The sequence below is a fragment of the Halomonas sp. 111 genome, assembly GCF_052379685.1.
Classification (GTDB): domain Bacteria; phylum Pseudomonadota; class Gammaproteobacteria; order Pseudomonadales; family Halomonadaceae; genus Vreelandella; species Vreelandella citrativorans.
Genome location: NZ_JBQSYV010000012.1, coordinates 44,509 through 65,058, shown reverse-complemented (window position 1 = coordinate 65,058; position 20,550 = coordinate 44,509). Strand labels below are relative to the sequence as shown.

The following is a 20,550-nucleotide window of genomic DNA, read 5'->3' as shown; positions in this document are numbered from 1 at the left end:
CATAGGAAGCCTGGTGAATAAGCAGAAAACACGGTACAAAAAAAAGAGCCGCCTTGCGGCAGCTCTAGTTCAGCGGTGGTACACCCGTTTAGCCAAGCGGAACGCTGGCAAAGGTGGGTTCGCCTTGGGCATAGGCCAGAGCCAGCAGCGCGCTTGATGCCGGCTCGTTGCTGACAGGTTCTGCTCCCCAGCGCTTCAGCAGAGGAGGAATTTTTTCCGGCGCTTTTTGGCGTGTATGGATGCCCAGGCGCTCATCGCGTGGCGGAATACCAAAACATTCCCGATAGCACTTGGAAAAATGCGGGGTAGAAACAAAGCCGCATACCGAGGCAATCTCAATGATCGAGAGAGGCGTTTGTTTGAGCAGTTGGCGCGCCCTGACCAGGCGCAGCTTTAGGTAATACCTGGAAGGCGAACAGTGTAAGTAACGCTGGAACAGTCGCTCCAGCTGGCGGCGGGAAACATCGACATAGCTTGCCAACTCATCAAGCTCAAGCGGCTCTTCAAGGTTGGATTCCATCAACGCGACGATTTCCAGCAACTTGGGCTGCGTCGTACCCAGCACGTGTTTTAACGGCACACGCTGCTGATCCTGCTCGTTACGCATACGCTCATAGACGAACATTTCGGAAATACCGGCGGAAAGCTCCTTGCCGTGATCGTGAGCGATCAGGTTGAGCATCATATCCAGCGGCGCCGTGCCGCCCGAGGCAGTGAAACGGTTACGGTCAATGGAAAACAGCCGCGTCGTCAGGACGATTTTCGGAAAGGCTTCCTGAAGAGAGGCCAGGCACTCCCAATGAATGCTGATTTCATAATGATCCAGTAAGCCCGCCTGACCCAGCGCCCAGCTACCGGTACAGATAGCACCCAAGCGTCGCAGCTGGCGCGACTGAGCCTGTAGCCATTGAATATGCTCACGGCTAACGCTGTGCTGAGGAGCGACCCCGCCACATACGACTACCCAATCAAGTGAGAGCGGCGCATGGATAGAGGCGTCCGGCGTCACATTAAGGCCGTCGCTGGCGCGCACCGGTGCACCGTCCTGAGTCAAGGTATACCAGCGGTAAAGCTCTCGCCCCGCCAACTGGTTTGCCATACGCAGTGGTTCAATCGCTGACGCCAGCGAAATGAGGGTGAAGTTGTCCAGCAGCAGAAAACCGAGCGTTTGCGGTATGTGCGAGTGACCTACTGGCATGGTTTTTTGGGATTGATCGGTGGTCATGGTCTTTACCTCTATCACCTAACATCATTGATGTTCTTTTTATTATCGTTCTATGTCGCTGGTGTCTTGTTGTGAGCCCCTGCGCTAGATACGTGCTGCTTGCCTGCATATTGGCACGAATGACGCTTATACTGACAAAGCAATCTGAAAGGCAACTCAACGGGTGTCGCAAATAGAATGCTTGAGGTCGTTTTAAAGGCGGTAAATACCGATACTAAGCGGGTGTCAGTGATTAGCGAAACGTTTTTTCAACATTCAGTGTCGTTTTAATAAGTCATTGAACCCAAAGGCTTTGCACGAAAAATCGCTATAAGCTCATAACCTGAATACGCAAGGAGGCATCAATGGCCAGGTTTTTCAAGGAGTTCCGCGAGTTCGCCGTTAAAGGCAATGTGGTAGACATGGCGGTGGGCATCATTATCGGCGGCGCGTTTACACTGATTGTGCAGAGCCTGGTAAAAGATGTCATGAATCCGGTGATCGGCCTGTTGGTCGGCGGTATCGACTTCTCTAACCTGTTTGTCGTGCTTCGAGAGGGAGCAACGTCAGCGCCGTACCCCACACTTGCGGCGGCTCAGGAAGATGGTGCGGTGACCCTCAACCTTGGCCTGTTTATCAATGCGGTCGTCAGTTTTACGATTGTTGCCTTTGTGGTCTTCATGCTGGTGAGGACTATCAACCGCTTAAAGCGTGAAGAGGTAGAGGCGCCCAAAAGTCCGGTCGAAAAGCCCTGCCCCTACTGCTATATGACGGTGCCTATCAAAGCGACCCGCTGCGGACACTGTACGTCAGAGCTGCCCGTACCCACGCAAGCTGAAGAGCAGTCTCTAAAAGAGGCAACGTCTCCACCGCAGGCGTGACGGGAAACGCTATTCAGGACGACTCAATGGCATAAAAAAGGGGCGCCTCGCAGGGCGCCCCTTTTTTCGTCGCGTACCTTAAGCGCGTTTTTTGGCCGCTTTCGTATCCGATTTTTGGCTGTCGCTGGCATCGCTGGGTTGGGGGAGCGAAGGCAGTGACTGCGCTAGCATTTCTACGCTGTGGCGGTAGTAAAGCTGGCTTTTATTGTGTTCGCCAAGGCTTGCGTAGAGACGCGCAAGCTCGGCGCACACCTCTCCATTGGGACGCTGGCGCTGGCTGGCCTCAAAGTACTCCAGGGCTTTTTCCCACTTGCCGGTACGCAGGGAGAGGCGGCCACAGGTTAGCAGTAGTTCGGGGTCATTGGGGCGCTCTTGCAGCCACTTTTCGGCTTTTGCCAGTTGGCGCGCCGCGTGCACGTTAAGCAGTCCGTAACGCTTCACCAACCGGGCATCCCAGTGATGATCCAGTGAGTGGTTCAGCAGACGCTCAGCGATGCTCTCTTCGTTCGACTGGACCAGCGCATCGGTATATAGCACGATCAGCTCGGTATTGCCGCGCAGGTACTCGGGCATGTCTGCCCAGAGGCCGCGAACGCGCTCGATATTACCGGGATTTTTAGCTTCAAACAGAATCAGCTCACGGTACGCCTTGAATTCAAGCTGCTCGCGCTCCTGCTGGGCAATCAGCTTTTGGGCAGCCAGACGTGGCAGCAGCCAGCGCAAGCCCTCCCAGTCGTTGACGCTCAGGTGTACCTGCTTGAGTAGTTTCAGTACTTGCGGGTGGTCGCTTAGTTTTCTGTCCAGGCGATTCAGAATTGCCAGCGCCTCTTCAGGCTGCTGTCGATCAATCATCAGCTGCGCCTGCATCAAGCCAATGGCCGTGTCGGCGCCTTCGGTGGTGAGCTGGGCCTGGTTCAGGTGCTCTTGAGATTTAGTGTGGTTACCCTGGTAGTGTGCTGCCAGGGCGGCCGACAGGTAGTTAACTAGCGGCGTGCTGGAGTCATTGGCGGCGTGGACCAGGGTTTTTTCGGCTTTTTTCCAGCGGCCTTCCGTCAAGGCGACCAAACCACGCACGGTACGCTTCATGGCACGGCGATTACGCGCACGGCTGTTCCAGGTACGGAAACGGCCCACAGGACGAAGGATGCCGGTCAGCAGCCGCAGTGCAAAATGCACCACAATAAATGCGGCCAGCAGCAGAATCAGGCCAAACCAGAACGAGGTCTGGACCGAGGTTTCACCTACCCGAATTAACCAATAACCAGGTACTGACATCATCAGGTGCCCAAACAGGGCACCGACGGCTAGGCCCGCGACCAGCAGGAGAATAAATTTTCTCATGCATCACCTCCCTCTTCGCCATTTTGCTGGCGCGTCCTGAAGCGGTTTTCAATAAAGTGGGTCATGGCCTGCTGGGAGGCACTGATATCCGGCAGTTCGGGCTCAATATCCGCTTGCTTAAGCTCCTGAAGGCGCGAGATCACGCTTTGCGTGGAGTCGCTGTCCAGGTCGTAGTAGCCATTAAGTAATTCCAGCGCTTTATCGATACTGGCTTCATACAGCGGCTGCTCCTCTTTCAGCAGGGCAAGCTGGGCCTGCTCAAGAATCAAGCGCAGGCTTTGGCGCAGGTACGACTCTTGCTCGGGAGTGACCAGCATTTCCATCGGTTCGTCGTGATGACGAATCACGATCAGGTCTTTAAGCTCTTCACCAAAACGTGCCAGCTGACGCTGGAAGTTGCCGGTAGGCGGCTGCTCAATGCCGGAGGTGACGGCGCTTTCTTCCACTTCCTGCGAAAGACGCAGGCTGGAAACGCGTTCTTGCAGCGCATTAAGCGCTAGATAGAGTCCCGTACGATCCACACGCGGCACGCCATCCAGTTCGGCAAGCTCGTTAGCAATATCACGACGCACGGCGGTTAGCGCTGGGTTGTCAGCATCCGCCAGGCGGGCGTCGGCGGTACGCAGCAGCGCAGCAGCACCGTCAACATCGCCTTCAAGCTGGAGGCGCTGATTTGCCAGGCGCAGCAGATAGGCCGCTTCTGCATGTAGCCAATCGCGGTCGTCGGTGTCTTGCGTCTGGGAAAGCTGGTTCAGCACGTCATCCAGCGTGCTGTTGACGTCGCTGCGGTAGCTATCAAGCTCGCTGCGTAACTCTTCCAGCGTGCCATCAAGGGCCTGGGTACGTTCGCGTTCGCTGCTTTCAATGCGTGATTCAAGCTCGCTCACGGATTGCTGCGTCGCGCTGCTGTCAGTCTGTTGGCTTAACGCATTGATGCGCTGTTGCTGGCTATTAAGGCGTTGCCAGCCTTGCCAGGCCACCACAATAAGCGCCACGCCCAGCACCAGTACCAACACCAAGGCTAACAGGCCGCCTTTGCGGCCTTTATACTGCTCACCTCCACTTGGGGGAGGCGGCGTTGTGCCTTTTCCACCGTTACCGGAGGGGCGATTGGGCGTTGCCGTATTGCCATCGGGCTCTTTTTTAGCCGTGGCAGGTTCTGTAACGCTGGCTGTCGGTTTTTCGCTGTTAGGCGTCGTACTGGGAGGGGGGGCGGTGGCAGAGGCCGCGTCAGGTTTGCCGCTGTTTTTGCCACGCCGACGAGAGCTAGCATTTTTAGGCGCGTTGCTTGATGGTTCGGCAGCCGAGCTTGCGGGTGGGCTGCTTTCAACCGCGCTTGATGGCGAGGGAGTTGAGGTAGACGCGGCAGTTTCGCCCGGCGTGGCGCTTTTTTGAGGCGCGTCGGCGGACGCTTTTTGTACGTCTTCCTGGTCGTTTGGTTGTTTGCTCATCTGTCGCTAGCCCTTAATTAAGTTCCTTGATCGACATCGGCACCCATAGGATTACAGGACCTGCCCAACGCAGCTGCAAGGGCAGCTGGCGTTGCTCCCGACGCCACCTTGAGGTCACAAAAACCCAGTGTACCGGCCAGTGTAGCTAAACGCTGACTGGAAACGATTAGCGGTTGGTTCAACGCTGTTTGATCACACCATTTTGCCAGATGTTCGAGCAGTTCGCTGCTGGTGACGATGAGTGCTCGAAAATCTCCCGTAGCAAGGCGGGCCTGGAGTGAGGCCGAAGGCGGATGAAAAATGCGCCGATACACAGCGACCCGGGTCATCTGAGCACCGCGTTCTGTCAGCGTCTCGGCCAGTAGCGTTCGGCCACCTTCTCCCGCCACCAGTAATATCCGCTGATGTGCGACATTCTTCAGTGAGGCGAGCGCTAAAAGTGCCTCGCTGGTGTTATCGCCGCGCTCATTTCCAGCCTTTTGTTGGTCAGCACCGGGTCTGTCAGCCGCTGCTGATGGGATGCGTACCCGTACGCCCAACTGGTCAAACAGTGCCTCTGCCGTAGCGCTCCCCACGCCATAATAAGCAATGCCAGTGGGTAGCTGTGGCCAGTAGCGATCCAGCGCGTTACCTAAACACAGGGCCGCGAAGGGGCTAACCACTATTACCTTGTCGTACTGGTCAATATCCAGCCAGACGCGGCGCATCAGCGGGTCCTCTGGTAGCGCTTGAAGGCTCATCACCGCCATTGGCTCTACCCAGGCGCCCGTTGCGCGCAGCGTATTGGCAAGCACTTCACCGCGCTTGCCAGGTCGGCAGATCAGCACTGGCTGTGTCATACGTGGTTGCCGTAGACCTCGGCCAAAATATCGCCTGCACCCTGGTCAAGCAGCTCTTCGGCAATGCGAATGCCCAGTGCTTCAGGCTCGTACATTGAGCCGCGGCCTTCAGCACGCAATACTTCGGTGCCCTCAGGATTGCCCACCAGCCCGCGCAGCCACAGCGTCTCATTGGCCTTGTCGAGCACCGCGAAACCGGCAATCGGTACTTGGCAGCCGCCTTCCAGGCGCGTATTCATGGCGCGTTCTGCACGTACGCGGGTGGCGGTGTCCGGGTCATCCAGCGGAGCCAGCAGGCCGATCAGTTCCGGGTCATGCAGGCGGCACTCAATGCCCAGCGCGCCTTGGCCGCAGGCGGGCAGGCACACTTCTGGCGGCAGTGCCTGGGCAATACGCTCTTCAAGGCCCAAGCGTTTTAAGCCAGAGGTCGCCAGGATAATGGCATCGAATTCACCATCGTCTAGTTTGGCCAGCCGGGTTTGCACGTTGCCGCGCAGGCTGAGAATTTGCAGGTCAGGGCGAGCTTCACGAAGTTGGAGCCCGCGACGCAGGCTGGCGGTGCCTATTTTGGCCCCTTCAGGCAATTCATCGATGCTTTTATAATGGTTGGATACAAACGCATCGGTAGGGTCTGAGCCCTCTAAAATAACCGAAAGCCCTAAGCCTTCGGGGAAAAGCATGGGGACATCCTTCATCGAGTGGACGGCAATATCCGCGCGGCCATCCAGCATGGCGTCTTCCAGCTCTTTAACAAATAGCCCCTTGCCGCCAATTTTAGACAGAGGGGTGTCGAGAATTTTGTCGCCTTTAGTAGAGAGCGCGACCAGCTCAACCTCAAGGCCCTCATGGGCAGCCATCAAGCGGTCACGGACGTGCTCGGCTTGCCACATGGCCAACTGACTTTTCCGCGTAGCAATACGCAGTTTGGTGATGGATGACACGTTATTCTCCCTTTGCCGCTGACGCGGCGCGTCAAGCTATGATGTGTCTCATCATAAAGCACCCGGGCGCACAGTAAAAATAACTGGCTGTTTTTAAGAAGCTGTTTTAAGCCACTGTCTTCAAAAGCTGTCTCCAAGAGCAGTCTTAAAGAATTGCCTTAAAGATAAGTGCTCGGCGGGCCAAACGCCATTACTCTGCAAATGTAGGCGGCCCGAACTCAAGCCATAAGCGCAATGACTCTGTTACACTTTCCGCCATCGACTCTTTTGTTTTGTCAGCAGGATATACCTCCGATGAGCCAAGCTACGAATCAGTCCTGGGGCGGTCGCTTCAGCGAGCCTACCGATGCCTTTGTGGCGCGTTTTACCGCGTCTGTCACCTTTGACCAGCGCCTTGCGCGCCAGGATATTCAGGGCTCTATTGCCCACGCCACCATGCTTAGCCGCGTAGGCGTGCTGACCGACGAAGAACGCGACGCGATTATTAACGGTTTGACCGAAATTCAAGGTGAAATCGAGCGCGGCGAATTTAACTGGTCGGTGCCGCTTGAAGACGTCCACATGAATATCGAAGCACGCCTGACCGACAAGATCGGTATCACTGGCAAGAAGCTTCACACCGGTCGTTCGCGTAATGATCAGGTAGCGACCGACATCCGCCTGTTTATGCGCGACGAGATTGACGTCATTGAGGTGGAATTAAAGCGCCTGCGCGAAGGCATGATCGAGCTTGCCGACCGCGAAGCCGATACCATCATGCCCGGCTTTACCCACCTGCAAACCGCCCAGCCGGTCACCTTTGGTCATCATCTGCTGGCCTGGCAGGAAATGCTCGCCCGTGACCATGAGCGCCTGCTGGATTGCCGTAAACGCGTTAACGTACTGCCGCTGGGCGCCGCTGCGCTGGCGGGTACTACGTACCCGATTGACCGCCACGTCACCGCTGAGCTGCTGGGCTTTGAGCGTCCGGCAGAGAACTCGCTGGATGCCGTATCGGATCGCGACTTCGCGATTGAATTCACCAGCTTTGCCAGCATCTTGATGATGCACCTGTCGCGCATGAGCGAAGAACTGGTGCTGTGGACCAGCGCCCAGTTTGACTTTATCGACCTGCCTGACCGCTTCTGCACCGGCTCTTCCATTATGCCGCAGAAGAAAAACCCTGACGTACCGGAGCTGGTACGCGGTAAAACAGGCCGCGTATATGGTCATTTGATGGGCCTGCTGACGCTGATGAAGTCGCAGCCGCTGGCCTACAACAAGGATAATCAGGAAGATAAAGAGCCGCTGTTTGACGCGGTGGATACGGTGCGCGACTGCTTGAAAGCGTTCGCGGATATGGTGCCTGCCATTGAGCCGAAAAAAGACAGCATGTATGAAGCGGCGCGGCGTGGGTTCTCTACCGCCACCGACCTTGCCGACTATCTGGTCCGTAAAGGCGTTGCCTTCCGCGATGCCCATGAAATCGTCGGCCAGTCGGTTGCTTACGGCCTGAAAACCCAAAAAGATCTCTCGGAAATGAGTCTGGAAGAGCTTCAACAGTTCTCCTCTATCATCGAGCAGGATGTTTTTGACGTACTGACGCTGGAAGGCTCGGTGGCCGCGCGTAATCACATTGGCGGGACGGCGCCCAATCAGGTACGTGCCGCAGCACAGCGCGCCCGCGAGGCGCTCTCGTTACTGCAGGGTCAGGCATGAAAACATTAGCGCTTATCGCGATCATCGCTTTATTCGTCGCGGGTTGCGGTCAGAAGGGGCCGCTCTACCTGCCCGACGACAACTCACCCGATAACGGTGTGGCCGAACAGGCTGGGTAAGCGGCTGCAGGAGAGACGACATTATGGATCATTTTAACTACCGCGACGGCGTGCTTTACGCCGAAGATGTGCCGCTTTCGCAGATTGCCGCAGAGCACGGCACGCCCTGTTACGTTTATTCCAAGGCAACATTTGAGCGCCACTTTCGCGCTTACACCGAAGCGCTTGGCGGTCACCCGCATTTGATCTGCTACGCCGTTAAAGCCAACTCTAATCTGGCGGTGCTGGGCCTGCTTGCAAGGCTAGGCGCCGGGTTTGATATTGTCTCCATTGGTGAGCTTGAGCGCGTGCTGGCAGCCGGAGGAGACCCTGCAAAAGTGGTGTTCTCAGGTGTTGCCAAGCAGCCCCACGAAATGGCCCGTGCGCTTGAAGTCGGCATCAAGTGCTTTAACGTTGAATCCCGCCCTGAGCTGGAGCGCTTAAACGCCGTAGCGGGGGAGCTGGGTAACGTTGCCCCGGTTTCGCTGCGCGTTAACCCAGACGTGGACGCGGGCACTCATCCGTATATTTCCACCGGGCTCAAGGACAACAAGTTTGGCATCGCGGTCGATGACGCGCTTGAGGTTTACGAGTTGGCGGCCAGCCTGCCGAATCTTGAGGTGAAGGGGCTGGATTGCCATATTGGTTCGCAGTTGACCGAAACCGCTCCGTTTTTGGACGCGTTGGATCGGCTATTGGTGCTGATGGAGCGCCTGCGCGAACGGGGTATCGAGATTGAGCATTTGGATCTGGGCGGCGGTTTGGGCGTGCCTTACCGGGATGAAACGCCCCCGCAGCCGTTTGATTACGCAAGCCAGCTACTCGCTCGCCTGTCGCGCTGGGAAGGCGGCGAAAATCTGACGCTGCTGTTTGAACCAGGCCGCTCTATTGCCGCCAATGCAGGCGTCATGCTGACGCGGGTTGAATTCCTGAAGCCCGGCGAAACCAAGAACTTCGCCATTGTTGATGCGGCCATGAACGACCTGATTCGCCCGGCACTTTATCAGGCGTGGCAGGCTATCGTGCCGGTGGACACTCGTGAAACTCGCCCAAGTGCGGTGTATGACGTGGTCGGCCCAGTGTGTGAAACCGGCGACTTTCTGGGTAAAGAGCGTGAGCTTGCGATTGCTGAAGGCGATCTTCTCGCGGTGCGTTCAGCGGGCGCTTACGGCTTTGTTATGGCGTCCAACTATAACAGCCGCCCGCGCCCGGCCGAGCTAATGGTCGATGGCGATACGTGTCACGTGGTACGGCGTCGGGAAACGGTCGAAAGCCTTTGGGCGGGCGAAGCGCTGCTGCCTGAAGGAGCGCGCTAATGCTTCTGCATTTCACCAAAATGCACGGCCTGGGCAACGACTTTATGGTCGTTGACCTGGTAACCCAGCGTGCCCGGCTGCGTGAAGAGCATATCCAACAGCTGGCTGATCGTCGCTTTGGGATTGGTTTTGATCAGCTGCTGGTGGTTGAGCCGCCCCGCAACCCCGAGATGGACTTTCGCTACCGTATTTTCAATGCCGACGGAAGTGAAGTGGAGAACTGTGGCAACGGCGCTCGCTGCTTTGCGCGCTTTGTGCGCGACCAGCGCTTGACCCACAAGCATGAGATTCACGTAGAAACAGCCGGTGGCCCGCTGGTTTTGCACGTACAGCACGATGGCCTTGTGCGTGTCGATATGGGGCGGCCGCGCTTTAGCCCGGCAGCACTGCCCTTTGAGGCCCCAGGTGACCAACCATTACACGAACTTGAGGTCGACGGTGAAACGCTTCACATTGGTGTGGTATCCATGGGTAATCCCCACGCGGTATTGCAAGTGGAAAGCGTTGAGCGCGCCCAGGTTGAGCGTTTTGGGCCGTTGATGGAAGCGCACCCTCGCTTCCCCAAGCGTGTTAACGTGGGCTTTATGCAGGTTCTTTCGGCTAACCAGATTCGTCTGCGGGTATTTGAGCGGGGCAGTGGCGAAACGCTTGCTTGTGGTACCGGTGCGTGCGCCGCCGTTGCTAGCGGAATCCGCCAAGGCATCCTGAAAAGCCCGGTGAGCGTTCACCTGCCCGGCGGCGAGCTGACGATCGAGTGGCCCGACCCGGAAGCGTCGCTGATTATGGTCGGTCCGGCTACACGCGTTTTTGATGGTCGCGTAGCACTTAATTGATAGTGACGCGTAACGGATACAAGGAGAACGGTGATGTCTCAAGCCCCTGAACCGCGCAAGACGCTCGATCCAGACCAGGTAGCATTTTGGCTTGCCCGGCATCCCGATTTTTTTGTAGGCCGTGAAGGGTTGTTGCAGCAGCTTAAAGTACCGCACCCACATATTGATGGTGCGGTATCGCTGCTTGAGAGGCTGGTGCTGGACTTGCGTCAGCGGGCGGAAAAGGCCGAAGATCGCCTGGAGCACTTACTGGAAACTGCTCGGCACAACGAAGCTCAGTATCGGCGCCTACGGGAAACCCTGATGGCGCTGGTCGAAGCGGATAGCCGTGACGCCTTGGCGCAAGCTCTGGCGACTCAGCTTAACGAGCGCTTTGATACGCCCGCGATGGCACTTTGGTGCCCGGCGTCGTTAAGCGATAGCGAACCCACCATGCCCCAGCCTCCGCGCCATGTGCTGGACCAGCACGCCAGTACACGTTTGGCCGCGTTACTGGACGGTAAAACCAGCCGCTGTGCCAAGTTAAGCGTTAGCGACTGGAAGTGCCTATTGCCGCACACTAAAGCGCCACGTAAAGCGGGCTCCTGCGCTATCTCGCGCCTCTCGGCGGGCGAGTCGCTGGGATACCTGCTACTGGCAAGCCCCAACCCTGACTGCTATCGCGCCAGCATGGATACGCTGTTTACCGAGTATCTTGGGGATATCGTGGCACGGCTTTTAATTCGCTTGGAAACGTATGGCTGAGTCGCTTCTTGCCGCAGCGGTGGCACGCTATATCGGCGCGCTAGGCCAACATGCAAGCCCGGCAACCGTCGCCGCCTATCAGCAGGATTTAAGCGCCCTGTGCCGGTTTGCCGAGCAGCGCGAAATACAGGACCCAGCGCTGCTGGATACGGCGCTGCTGCGTACTTTTCTAGGCACAGAGCGCAGCCGTGGGCTTGGCGCACGCAGCCTTGCACGACGCCGAGCGGCGCTTTCGCGCTTTGCCGATGACTTGGTCAAGCAGGGAATTCTTGCCGATAACTCGGTCGCGCTACTGCGCACGCCTAAACAACCCAGCCACTTGCCGCGCCCGGTCGATGTGGATGCATTGGCCCATTTTCTGGATAGCCCGCATGATGGCTCACCCTTGGCCGTACGCGACCAGGCCATGCTGGAGCTTTTTTACTCCAGTGGTTTGCGCCTGGCAGAACTTGCCGCGCTGGACCTTCACGATCTGCAGACCAGCCGGGTACGTGTGATAGGCAAAGGCAGTAAACCACGCCAGGTGCCTGTCGGGCAGCGCGCCCAGCACACCCTGGCGGAGTGGATTGCCTGCCGGGCAACCATGGCACCAGAGGGTGAAACGGCGCTTTTTGTGGGCCAGCGTGGGGCGCGGCTGGGGCATCGAGCCATTCAAAAACGCCTTGCCCAACTCTCTGTTAGCCGGGGCTTGCCCGAGCACTTGCATCCTCACCGGTTGCGTCACTCGTTTGCCAGCCATTTGCTTGAATCAAGCCAGGATCTGCGTGCGGTTCAGGAGCTGTTAGGCCACGCAAACCTCTCCACCACCCAGGTATATACTCGGCTCGACTGGCAGCATTTGGCGACCAGCTATGACGCCGCCCACCCACGCGCCAAGCGCCGCCCTTCTGGAAACACACCATGACCGCACTAGCAGCTATCACGTTTGATTTAGACGATACGCTTTGGGATAACCAGGGCGTGATGCTACGCACGGAGGAGGGGCATTACGGCTGGTTACTTGAGGCGCTGAGTATCTGGCGCGCTACGCGTCAAGAGGCGCCGCTGTCGCTGGATTATGAGGCGGGCGTGGAGGACTATTTACAGCGCCGCCAGCAGTTCGCTAAAGATGTGCCCGAGCGGCGCGGCGACTTTACCTGGCTACGCCTGCGCGCTCTGGAAGCGCAGCTGGAAGCCGAGGGCCTGCCCCGGAGTGCGGCCATTTTGTGGGCGGCAGCGGCCATGAATGAGTTTCATCGCCTGCGTATCCAGGTTTCTCCGCATCCGGAAGCGGCGGGCCTGCTTTCCGCGTTAGGCGAACGCTACCAGCTGGCGGCCATTACCAACGGCAATATTCATTTAAAGCGTCAGCCGTTGGCGGCGTATTTTCCGGTGGCGATTGCTGCAGGCGAGCTTCTGGCCCCTAAGCCGGAACACACGCCCTTTCTAACGGCGCTTTCAAGGCTTAATGTCACGCCCGAGTGCGCCATGCACGTCGGCGACTCGTGGGAAGAGGATATTTTACCGGCTCAGCAGCTGGGCATGCATGCGGTGTGGGTCTCAAGCGACCAGAGCCAGGCGCTGCCGCCCAGGGTACACCGCATCGCACATATTAAAGAGCTGCCGGGTATATTGGATAAGCTGGACGGTTCAGTGGCCTGAGGTGTCTTCCGGTGGCGTATGCAGCCACTGGTCAAGCTTTTGCGAAAGTGTATCGACGCCCTGGCGCTTGAGTGATGAGAAAAGCTGAACTGACACCAGGTCTTCCCACTCTTTTAAGCGAGAACGGACTTTTTGCAGCGAGGCACTTGCCGGGCCTTTTTTCAGCTTGTCGGCCTTGGTTAGCAGAATATGTACCGGCATATTGCGCTGGTCGGCATAGCTCAGCATCATCTGGTCAAACTCGGTCAGCGGATGGCGAACGTCCATCAACAGCACCAGCCCGCGTAGGCTAAAACGACCCCGCAGGTAGTCAGACAAATGCTGTTGCCACTCGATTTTGACGGCTTCTGGCACTTTCGCATAACCGTAGCCTGGAAGGTCGACCAGACGCCGCGCCTCGTCGTTCATGACGCTGAAAAAGTTGATCAACTGCGTACGCCCTGGCGTGCGCGAAGTGCGGGCGAGGCCGTTCTGTTGCGTGAGCGCGTTGATGGCGCTCGATTTGCCCGCGTTAGAGCGTCCTGCAAACGCCACTTCAGCACCCGTATCGTCAGGGCAGGTAGCCAGTGTCGGGGCGCTGATAACAAATTTGGCGGTAGGGTAGTTCAACCGAGCGACGGGGCTATCTTGAGGGGTGGACATGGAATGAATCCTGAAAATCGAACCTATAAAACAGTCTGCGTTAACCACGCGTATAATGACATGGCACGCCGCACTGCGACGAATTGCCCCGTCAGTCAGGTCAAGCATTGTGCTAAAAAGCGGTGATACCTGTGACCTGGGGCGTTAGTGTACCACTGGGCTTAAGCCAACAGCGACTAATCGGTAGGTTGAGCACCCTATTTGACATGCCAGATAGCGCCCACCGTTATGAATAGCGTAGCCCTTGAATCGCATAGTGAGTCGTTATTAGAACCGTCCTTAGAGTCATCATGAGCGTCGTTATGAACGTCTTTACGAAAATCTGTGTGAAAGCAACGCTGGCAAGCCTGGCGGCTGCTTTAAGTGCCCCCGTTATTGTTTCTGCGCAGCCTGCTGACCCGCAAGCAACGGATATCACCGCCGGTCAACAGCGCGCGCAAACGTGTGCGGCTTGTCATGGGCAAACGGGCATCAGTCCGGCCAGTGCGTTTCCGCATTTAGCGGGGCAGCAAGCCTCTTACCTGGCCAAACAGATTAGAGATATTCGTGATGGCGAGCGGGTGGTTGTGCAAATGACAGGCATGGTTGACGACTTTTCTGACCAGGATGCCTGGAACGTTGCCGCCTATTATGCCGCCCAGGAGGCTAATCTGGGCCATGCCAATGCGGAAGACGAGGCGCTATTGGCACGCGGAGAAGAGATTTATCGCGCAGGGGTGCGCTCGCGTGGTGTGCCTGCCTGCAGCGCATGCCATACGCCCACGGGTGGCGGTATTGGCAGCGCCGTTTACCCGGCGATTGCTGGTCAGTACCCCGCCTATACGATGACAGCGTTACACGCGTTTGCTAGCGGTGAACGAACGAACGACCCAAGCGGTAGCATGCACGATATTGCGACTCGGCTAAGCGAGGAGGATATGCAGGCCGTGGCTAACTACCTCTTTGGTTTACACTAAGTTGTATCCTGAAAATGAATGCTCTTTCCTATCGGTGAGGGAACCTGATAGCGTTAGAGATAGTCCTATCTTCGCTTATCCCTTGGAGAATTGTCGCATGTTCAAAACGTTATTGGTTGCCCTGACCGGTTTAGGCCTTTCAGCAGCTGTCAGCGCTCAGGAATTGGTGGAAGGTAAAGACTATACGCTGCTTGATTCACCGGTCGCGACTCAGGTCGATGAGGATCACATCGAAGTGACCGAAGTGTTCTGGTTTGGCTGCCCTCACTGCAACCGTCTTCAAGCACCCATCACTGAATGGTACGAAACACTGGATGATGACGTCAGTATTGTGCATATGCCCGCTGTCATGGGCGGAGACTCCAATGTTCACGCGACGGCTTTTTATGCTGCCGAGTCGCTAGGCATTGAAGACGACTTGCATGCTGATTTCTTTACGGCGATTCACCAGGATGACCGTGCGTTAACGGATGCGGACGATATTGCCGACTTTTTTGCCGATTATGGTGTCAGTGAAGACGATGCCAAAAAAGCCTTAACTTCGTTTAGCGTACGCGGCGAAGTTAACAACGCCCATGGTCGTATTCGTGAAATGCGCTTGATGGGTGTGCCCGCGCTGGTGGTTGATGGCCGTTACGTTATTACCCCCAGCACCGCAGGTAGCCTTGAGAATATGCCACAAGTGGCAGAAGCGCTCATCGAACGCGTGCGTACTGAACGCGCGCAGTAAGGTGTAAGGGCATGGGGTGATAAGCAGATGGTCAATCTGACAACAGTGAATCAGCCGGGCAAATTATCGTCTCTGTTTGAAACGGGGCACCTTCGCTTGCTGACGTTTAATTTGCAGGTGGGCATCCAAACGTCTGCTTATCATCACTACTTTACCCGCAGTTGGCAGCACTTCTTGCCGAACCCTCAGCGCGTTAAACGTCTGGATATTATGGGCGATGTGTTGAGCCAGTTTGATGTGGTGGGGCTCCAGGAGGCCGATGGCGGCAGTTTTCGCTCCAGTCGTATCAATCAGGTGGAATACCTGGCCGCCCAGGCCGGGTTTCCGCATCACTTTAAACAATTAAACCGTAATCTGGGGCGTATTGCCCAGCACAGTAACGGTCTGCTTTCGCGTCTGACACCTACGAAAATTGAAGAGCACCGTTTGCCCGGTACGTTACCTGGTCGCGGGGCCATTCACGTACGTTTTGGCAACGGGCCGGATGCGTTACATATTTTTATTGCCCACTTGGCGCTTAGCCAGCGTGGGCGTGGGCGTCAGCTTGACTACTTGAGTGAAATTATTGAGCCGCTACATCACGTGGTGGTGATGGGCGACCTCAACTGCACGCCGGATCAGTTGCACGCCCATCAGCGGTTTAGCGCCTCGCTGCCGCTTCATCCGGTTAAACCGCTATTGAGCTATCCCTCGTGGCAGCCACGACGTGCGCTGGACCATATTCTGCTCTCGCAAACACTGGAGGCCGCCGAGGTGCGGGTAATGGATCATCTGTTCTCTGATCATCTGCCCATTGCCGTTGATCTACCGTTACCTAACGCCTGTCTATTGGCTATTGAAAACGCCAACTAACGCTTAAGTCCGTCAAACGGGTGAATATGTGCGTTTTAAGCCGCTTTAACCGGTAGATAATTGCCTGTTTAGGGATGACGTTCGGCCTAGAATCAGCGATGATTCCAGGCCGTTTCTTTGTGTAGGACATTTAACATGCACGCCAATGCTCATGAGCCGCGGTTGCTCCGCTGGCTCGACTGCGTGACGGAGAGAGTCGGCCGGGCCATTGCCTGGCTGGTTGTGATCATGATGCTGGTTCAGTTCGCCATCGTTGTCATGCGTTACGCCTTCGGTATGAACAGTATTGTGATGGAAGAGTCGGTAATGTATATGCATGCCGCCGTGTTTATGCTGTGCGCTGGCTGGACGCTGCGTCACGAGGGCCATGTGCGGGTGGATATCTTTTATCGGCGCATGTCCGACCGCGGCCGTGCCTGGATCGATCTTCTCGGTACGCTGTTTTTACTGATCCCGGTGATGCTATTTATTGCGATCACTAGCTTTCACTACGTTTACAGCAGCTGGTCGATCATGGAACGCTCCGCCAATGGCGGTATTCCTGCCGTATTTCTACTCAAGTCAATGATCCTGGCGATGGTGGCACTGATGCTTCTCCAGGCGGCGGCCCAGTTAATCCGCAAAATACTCATTATACGCGGCAAACTGCCTGCGCCTATTCCTGAGCATGAGGAGATCATCTAGTGCTGGCGACTCTATTGGAAGGTATGCCGCTGATACTATTCGCCACGGTTTGCGTTGTTTTAATGCTGGGGTATCCGGTGGCGCTGTCGCTGGCGGGCACTGCGCTGGCATTTGCCGGGTTGGGATGGTTGCTTCAGTCGATGGGCGTTGCGGTGCCGTTTGAAGCGCGCTGGATGAGCTCCATGCCCAACCGAATTTACGGCATCATGACCAATAGCACCCTGCTGGCGGTGCCTTTATTTGTGCTGATGGGCGTGCTGCTTGAGAAGTCCAAGGTCGCTGAAACACTGTTAGACGCGATGACCATGGCGTTTGGCGCTCTACGTGGGGGGCTGGGCATTGCCGTGGTGTTGGTCGGTATGCTGCTGGCCGCGTCTACCGGTATTGTGGGGGCCACAGTGGTCACCATGGGCCTGCTATCGCTACCTACGATGCTAAAGCGTGGCTACTCGCCAGCGCTGGCGACCGGCACTATTTGTGCGACCGGAACGCTTGGTCAGATTATTCCACCGTCCATTGCGCTGGTGTTACTGGGCGACGTGCTCAACAACGCCTACCAACAGGCCCAGCTTGCCATGGGCGCCTGGAGCCCGAAAACGCTTTCCGTAGGGGATCTGTTTGTTGGCGCGCTGGTGCCCGGCCTGATACTGGTGGTTGCGTATATCATCTACTTACTGATGGTGGCGTGGCTTAAGCCGGGCGCCGCTCCTGCCGCTGATCGTCAGGCGTTGATGCAAGAGCTTGGGCATACCGGCAGTATCTGGCCGCTACTCATAAAAGGGCTTTTACCCCCGGTACTGCTGATCGTTGCCGTGCTGGGGTCTATTTTGGGCGGCATTGCGACGCCCACCGAGGCATCCGCCGTGGGCGCGTTTGGTGCCTTGCTGCTGGCCGCTTTTAATCGCCAACTGAGTGTTCCCATGCTGCGCGAGGTGGTGTACTCCACCGCTAAAGTCACCAGTATGGTGTTTTTAATCCTGATTGGGGCGGCGCTGTTTTCGCTGGTTTTCCGTGCCTTCGGCGGTGAAGAACTGGTGACCCACCTGTTTGAAGCGATGCCGGGGGGCGTTGTAGGCGCCACGATCGTGGTTATGCTGGTGATCTTCCTGCTTGGGTTTATCCTCGACTTTATCGAAATTACCTTTGTTGTGGTGCCGATTGTCGGCCCGGTTCTGCTGGCCATGGGCGTTGACCCCATTTGGCTAGGTATTATGATCGCCGTTAACCTGCAAACCTCGTTTTTAACGCCGCCGTTTGGGTTTGCGCTCTTTTACCTGCGGGGCGTAACGCCACAAAGTGTGCCGACCTCCGCCATCTACCGAGGCGTCATTCCGTTTATTCTTTTGCAACTGGGAATGCTATTGGCGCTGGCGCTGTTCCCCGAGCTTGCCACGTGGCTACCGTCGGTTATTTAGGAAACCCCATGACACGAAACGTAAATGTACTGACGATTGCAGGTTCTGATCCCTCCGGTGGCGCAGGGCTGCAGGGTGATTTAAAGACGTTCTCGGCGCTGGGCGTCTATGGCACCAATGTGATTACGGCGGTGATTGCGCAAAATACTTGCGGCGTTTCCTCGGTCTATCCGGTATCCCCCCAGGCGATCCGTGAGCAGTTGGAAACCCTGTTGGACGATGTGGAGCTGGATGCCGTCAAGATTGGCATGGTCGCAAGCCAGGATGTCGCTGACGTGATTGCTGATGTACTGCGCAAGCGCCGCCCACGCTGGATAGTGCTTGATCCGGTGATGGTCGCCAAAAGTGGCGATATTCTGGTAGACGATGTAGGGATTCGGGCGGTACGCGACATTCTGGTGCCGCTGGCCGATGTGATCACACCTAACCTGCCAGAAGCCGCTGTGCTGCTTGATACCGCCTCACCTACGAGCCTGGACGCCATGGAAGCCATGCTGCCTGGCTTAGCCCAACTGGGCGCGCCTTATGTCGTGTTAAAGGGGGGGCACCTGCGTGGCGAGACATGCCCTGACTTGCTGGCAACACCGGATGGTCACGAGTGGCTACCTGCGTCACGTATCCAAACAGATAATTTACACGGCACCGGCTGCGCCTTGTCATCCGCTATTGCGGCCTGCCTGGCAAAGCTGCCCATGGATGCGCCTGCCCAGGCCCCCGCTGCGGCTATTAGCGATGCTAAACGGTGGCTGCATGCTGCTCTTGAGGCCAGCGTTCAACTAAGCGTTGGTAAAGGGCGCGGGCCGGTGCACCATTTTCATGCCTGGTGGTAACGCGCTACACGCTAAAATGAATCGTTAGCTTGCGGGATATGGCTTCGCCCACCATGCTGAAGGGTGTCTGTGAAACGACTGCCTGGATGCTTGTCTGAGGAGCGTTATGCCATGACCCGCACGTTTGTGTTTGCCACTGACCTCTCTGCTGAAAATCGCGCTGGCTTTGCGCGCGCCTTGCGCCTTGCTTATACGCACAACGCCCATCTGGATGTTCTGCATGTGCTGGCCCCCCATCTGCCGCATCGGCTACTGCAAACAGTAGAGCAAGCGATCAATGAAGATATTGGCGCCACGTTGACCGATATTCGTGAAGACTACGCGCTGGAAGCCCCCAAGACCGTGGTGCAAACCGTTACCGGCGAACCCCATGTTGAAATTGCACGCAAGGCCCATGAAGAGCAGGCCAGGCTGATTGTACTGGGGATGCACCGCAAGCGCGGCCAGAAAGCGCTGTTGGCGGGCACCACGCTAATGCGCGTCGTACGCAATGCGCCATGTCCTGTGGTGATTACCCAGTACACGCCCACCCAGCCCTGGCAGCATATTGTGATACCCGTTGATGCCTGTTTGAGTGCCCGCCACATACTAAAACAGACGCTAAGCCACTTTCCCGATGCAAAACTAACGCTGCTGCATGCCTGGACAGTGCCCGGTGAAGAGGCACTGGGTTCTGAGGTCACTTTCGCTCAGTGGCGTGAGCAGGAAGTGGCGCGCTTGCGGGAGGCATTAAAACACCAGATTGATGAGCTGGTGCGCGAGCTCGACGATGCCCCCGATATTGAGCTGGTGCTTGAACCCGGCACGCCGTGCGAGGTGACCCAGGACTATATCAGGTACCACTCGCCTGACCTGGCGGTGATGAGTAGCCGTAGCCAGCCTTTTCACTCCAGCCAGCTAACGCAAGCGCTGCTCAGCGAGCCCCACTGCGACCTGATGTTATGCCGCGCCTGGTGACGTGAATAGGTACACTAGGCGCTGATATCGTCAGGAGAAGCGCAAGTGAAAGTACTGATACAGCGTGTGAGCCAGGCAAGCGTCAGTGTCGAGGGGCAAACGGTGGGTGCTATTGAGCAAGGGTTATTGGCACTGGTGGGCGTTGAGAAGGGCGACACTGACGCCGCCGTTGAGAAAATACTTCACCGACTTTTGCACTACCGTGTCTTTAGCGACGCCGAGGGCAAAATGAACCTCAATCTTCAGCAGATAGACGGTGGCTTGCTGCTGGTATCGCAGTTTACCCTGGCCGCTGAAACCCATAAGGGCCTGCGCCCGGGCTTTTCCAGCGCCGCCCCCCCTGCTGAAGGTGAACGGCTGTTTAATGCGCTGGTCAGCCAGGCCCAGTCGGCCTGGCCGAAGGTGGCCACCGGCCAGTTTGGTGCCGATATGCAGGTGGCGCTGGTTAATGATGGCCCGGTGACGTTCCTGCTGGAAAGCTAACTATTTGGTTTCGC

Annotated in this window: 22 protein-coding genes; 16 read left to right on the top strand and 6 right to left on the bottom strand. The window is 56.9% G+C overall.

What is annotated here, in order from left to right; genetic code table 11:
* Positions 1–88: 88 nt before the first annotated feature.
* Positions 89–1,225, bottom strand: a complete 1,137-nt coding sequence (locus ACT3T7_RS10670; RefSeq protein ID WP_444631024.1) for a GlxA family transcriptional regulator — start codon at positions 1,223–1,225, stop codon at positions 89–91.
* A gap of 344 nt (positions 1,226–1,569) precedes the next feature.
* Between ACT3T7_RS10670 and mscL the strand changes: the two genes are divergently transcribed.
* Entirely contained in the window at positions 1,570–2,085 is a 516-nt protein-coding gene (gene mscL / locus ACT3T7_RS10665) for a large-conductance mechanosensitive channel protein MscL (RefSeq protein ID WP_444631023.1), read from the top strand.
* Between the two features lie 78 nt (positions 2,086–2,163).
* Here the strand turns inward: mscL and ACT3T7_RS10660 are convergent, their stop codons facing one another.
* Genes ACT3T7_RS10660 through hemC form a run of 4 tightly spaced genes read right to left on the bottom strand, consistent with a single transcriptional unit; the run spans position 2,164 to position 6,657 of the window.
* Positions 2,164–3,426: a heme biosynthesis HemY N-terminal domain-containing protein gene (locus ACT3T7_RS10660; protein WP_444631022.1), complete on the bottom strand. Its 1,263-nt coding sequence runs from the start codon at positions 3,424–3,426 to the stop codon at positions 2,164–2,166.
* On the bottom strand, positions 3,423–4,877 hold the full coding sequence (locus ACT3T7_RS10655) for a uroporphyrinogen-III C-methyltransferase (protein WP_444631021.1): 1,455 nt from the start codon (positions 4,875–4,877) through the stop codon (positions 3,423–3,425). The genes ACT3T7_RS10660 and ACT3T7_RS10655 overlap by 4 nt, the downstream gene beginning before the upstream one ends.
* Before the next feature lie 17 nt (positions 4,878–4,894).
* Positions 4,895–5,716: a uroporphyrinogen-III synthase gene (locus ACT3T7_RS10650; RefSeq protein ID WP_193054048.1), complete on the bottom strand. Its 822-nt coding sequence runs from the start codon at positions 5,714–5,716 to the stop codon at positions 4,895–4,897.
* Positions 5,713–6,657: a hydroxymethylbilane synthase gene (gene hemC, locus ACT3T7_RS10645; protein WP_087110446.1), complete on the bottom strand. Its 945-nt coding sequence runs from the start codon at positions 6,655–6,657 to the stop codon at positions 5,713–5,715. Before hemC ends, ACT3T7_RS10650 begins: the two co-directional genes overlap by 4 nt.
* Before the next feature lie 294 nt (positions 6,658–6,951).
* On the opposite strand from hemC, the gene argH reads away from it, so the two are divergent.
* The 7 genes from argH to ACT3T7_RS10610 are packed head-to-tail and all read left to right on the top strand — an operon-like array spanning position 6,952 to position 12,987.
* Positions 6,952–8,355 carry an argininosuccinate lyase gene (argH, locus tag ACT3T7_RS10640; protein ID WP_193054047.1) on the top strand — a complete coding sequence of 468 codons (1,404 nt, stop codon included), beginning with the start codon at positions 6,952–6,954 and terminating at the stop codon, positions 8,353–8,355.
* Positions 8,352–8,474: an LPS translocon maturation chaperone LptM gene (gene lptM / locus ACT3T7_RS10635; RefSeq protein ID WP_087110450.1), complete on the top strand. Its 123-nt coding sequence runs from the start codon at positions 8,352–8,354 to the stop codon at positions 8,472–8,474. Before argH ends, lptM begins: the two co-directional genes overlap by 4 nt.
* A gap of 23 nt (positions 8,475–8,497) precedes the next feature.
* Positions 8,498–9,769, top strand: a complete 1,272-nt coding sequence (gene lysA / locus ACT3T7_RS10630) for a diaminopimelate decarboxylase (RefSeq protein ID WP_444631020.1) — start codon at positions 8,498–8,500, stop codon at positions 9,767–9,769.
* A complete protein-coding gene (gene dapF / locus ACT3T7_RS10625) occupies positions 9,769–10,602 on the top strand; it encodes a diaminopimelate epimerase (RefSeq protein WP_193054045.1) in 834 nt (277 codons plus the stop codon). The genes lysA and dapF overlap by 1 nt, the downstream gene beginning before the upstream one ends.
* A gap of 33 nt (positions 10,603–10,635) precedes the next feature.
* Positions 10,636–11,346 (top strand): DUF484 family protein, encoded by a 711-nt coding sequence (locus ACT3T7_RS10620; protein ID WP_087110456.1) that lies wholly within the window; start codon positions 10,636–10,638, stop codon positions 11,344–11,346.
* Positions 11,339–12,250 (top strand): tyrosine recombinase XerC, encoded by a 912-nt coding sequence (locus ACT3T7_RS10615; protein ID WP_444631019.1) that lies wholly within the window; start codon positions 11,339–11,341, stop codon positions 12,248–12,250. The genes ACT3T7_RS10620 and ACT3T7_RS10615 overlap by 8 nt, the downstream gene beginning before the upstream one ends.
* Positions 12,247–12,987: an HAD family hydrolase gene (locus ACT3T7_RS10610; RefSeq protein ID WP_087110461.1), complete on the top strand. Its 741-nt coding sequence runs from the start codon at positions 12,247–12,249 to the stop codon at positions 12,985–12,987. Before ACT3T7_RS10615 ends, ACT3T7_RS10610 begins: the two co-directional genes overlap by 4 nt.
* Here ACT3T7_RS10610 and yihA read toward each other — a convergent pair.
* A complete protein-coding gene (gene yihA / locus ACT3T7_RS10605; RefSeq protein ID WP_172116843.1) occupies positions 12,976–13,629 on the bottom strand; it encodes a ribosome biogenesis GTP-binding protein YihA/YsxC in 654 nt (217 codons plus the stop codon). The two genes, ACT3T7_RS10610 and yihA, sit on opposite strands and share 12 nt — an antisense overlap.
* A 326-nt stretch (positions 13,630–13,955) precedes the next feature.
* Between yihA and ACT3T7_RS10600 the strand changes: the two genes are divergently transcribed.
* The 8 genes from ACT3T7_RS10600 (at position 13,956) to dtd (ending at position 20,536) form a co-directional block, all read left to right on the top strand.
* The gene (locus ACT3T7_RS10600; RefSeq protein ID WP_406565418.1) at positions 13,956–14,585 is read left to right on the top strand and encodes a c-type cytochrome; all 630 of its coding nucleotides are present in this window, start codon (positions 13,956–13,958) and stop codon (positions 14,583–14,585) included.
* A gap of 97 nt (positions 14,586–14,682) precedes the next feature.
* Positions 14,683–15,315: a thiol:disulfide interchange protein DsbA/DsbL gene (locus tag ACT3T7_RS10595; RefSeq protein ID WP_444631018.1), complete on the top strand. Its 633-nt coding sequence runs from the start codon at positions 14,683–14,685 to the stop codon at positions 15,313–15,315.
* A gap of 27 nt (positions 15,316–15,342) precedes the next feature.
* Positions 15,343–16,167: an endonuclease/exonuclease/phosphatase family protein gene (locus tag ACT3T7_RS10590; RefSeq protein ID WP_444631017.1), complete on the top strand. Its 825-nt coding sequence runs from the start codon at positions 15,343–15,345 to the stop codon at positions 16,165–16,167.
* 135 nt (positions 16,168–16,302) lie between these two features.
* Positions 16,303–16,851 carry a TRAP transporter small permease subunit gene (locus tag ACT3T7_RS10585; protein WP_444631016.1) on the top strand — a complete coding sequence of 183 codons (549 nt, stop codon included), beginning with the start codon at positions 16,303–16,305 and terminating at the stop codon, positions 16,849–16,851.
* Positions 16,851–18,266, top strand: coding sequence for a TRAP transporter large permease (locus ACT3T7_RS10580; protein WP_444631015.1), 1,416 nt, complete (start codon positions 16,851–16,853; stop codon positions 18,264–18,266). Before ACT3T7_RS10585 ends, ACT3T7_RS10580 begins: the two co-directional genes overlap by 1 nt.
* 8 nt (positions 18,267–18,274) lie before the next feature.
* Complete coding sequence (thiD, locus tag ACT3T7_RS10575) at positions 18,275–19,096, top strand: bifunctional hydroxymethylpyrimidine kinase/phosphomethylpyrimidine kinase (RefSeq protein WP_444631014.1); 822 nt, start codon at positions 18,275–18,277, stop codon at positions 19,094–19,096.
* Between the two features lie 111 nt (positions 19,097–19,207).
* On the top strand, positions 19,208–20,053 hold the full coding sequence (locus ACT3T7_RS10570; protein WP_444631013.1) for a universal stress protein: 846 nt from the start codon (positions 19,208–19,210) through the stop codon (positions 20,051–20,053).
* Positions 20,054–20,098: 45 nt separating this feature from the next.
* Positions 20,099–20,536 carry a D-aminoacyl-tRNA deacylase gene (gene dtd, locus ACT3T7_RS10565; RefSeq protein WP_444631011.1) on the top strand — a complete coding sequence of 146 codons (438 nt, stop codon included), beginning with the start codon at positions 20,099–20,101 and terminating at the stop codon, positions 20,534–20,536.
* The last annotated feature ends 14 nt before the right edge of the window (positions 20,537–20,550 follow it).

What these genes read in the sequence shown, in the direction of transcription:
- ACT3T7_RS10670 (WP_444631024.1), bottom strand. Translation starts at nt 1,225, where the DNA reads ATGACCACCGATCAATCCCAAAAAACCATGCCAGTAGGTCACTCGCAC.
- mscL (WP_444631023.1), top strand. Translation starts at nt 1,570, where the DNA reads ATGGCCAGGTTTTTCAAGGAGTTCCGCGAGTTCGCCGTTAAAGGCAAT.
- ACT3T7_RS10660 (WP_444631022.1), bottom strand. Translation starts at nt 3,426, where the DNA reads ATGAGAAAATTTATTCTCCTGCTGGTCGCGGGCCTAGCCGTCGGTGCC.
- ACT3T7_RS10655 (WP_444631021.1), bottom strand. Translation starts at nt 4,877, where the DNA reads ATGAGCAAACAACCAAACGACCAGGAAGACGTACAAAAAGCGTCCGCC.
- ACT3T7_RS10650 (WP_193054048.1), bottom strand. Translation starts at nt 5,716, where the DNA reads ATGACACAGCCAGTGCTGATCTGCCGACCTGGCAAGCGCGGTGAAGTG.
- argH (WP_193054047.1), top strand. Translation starts at nt 6,952, where the DNA reads ATGAGCCAAGCTACGAATCAGTCCTGGGGCGGTCGCTTCAGCGAGCCT.
- lptM (WP_087110450.1), top strand. Translation starts at nt 8,352, where the DNA reads ATGAAAACATTAGCGCTTATCGCGATCATCGCTTTATTCGTCGCGGGT.
- lysA (WP_444631020.1), top strand. Translation starts at nt 8,498, where the DNA reads ATGGATCATTTTAACTACCGCGACGGCGTGCTTTACGCCGAAGATGTG.
- dapF (WP_193054045.1), top strand. Translation starts at nt 9,769, where the DNA reads ATGCTTCTGCATTTCACCAAAATGCACGGCCTGGGCAACGACTTTATG.
- ACT3T7_RS10620 (WP_087110456.1), top strand. Translation starts at nt 10,636, where the DNA reads ATGTCTCAAGCCCCTGAACCGCGCAAGACGCTCGATCCAGACCAGGTA.
- ACT3T7_RS10615 (WP_444631019.1), top strand. Translation starts at nt 11,339, where the DNA reads ATGGCTGAGTCGCTTCTTGCCGCAGCGGTGGCACGCTATATCGGCGCG.
- ACT3T7_RS10610 (WP_087110461.1), top strand. Translation starts at nt 12,247, where the DNA reads ATGACCGCACTAGCAGCTATCACGTTTGATTTAGACGATACGCTTTGG.
- yihA (WP_172116843.1), bottom strand. Translation starts at nt 13,629, where the DNA reads ATGTCCACCCCTCAAGATAGCCCCGTCGCTCGGTTGAACTACCCTACC.
- ACT3T7_RS10595 (WP_444631018.1), top strand. Translation starts at nt 14,683, where the DNA reads ATGTTCAAAACGTTATTGGTTGCCCTGACCGGTTTAGGCCTTTCAGCA.
- ACT3T7_RS10590 (WP_444631017.1), top strand. Translation starts at nt 15,343, where the DNA reads ATGGTCAATCTGACAACAGTGAATCAGCCGGGCAAATTATCGTCTCTG.
- ACT3T7_RS10585 (WP_444631016.1), top strand. Translation starts at nt 16,303, where the DNA reads ATGCACGCCAATGCTCATGAGCCGCGGTTGCTCCGCTGGCTCGACTGC.
- thiD (WP_444631014.1), top strand. Translation starts at nt 18,275, where the DNA reads ATGACACGAAACGTAAATGTACTGACGATTGCAGGTTCTGATCCCTCC.
- ACT3T7_RS10570 (WP_444631013.1), top strand. Translation starts at nt 19,208, where the DNA reads ATGACCCGCACGTTTGTGTTTGCCACTGACCTCTCTGCTGAAAATCGC.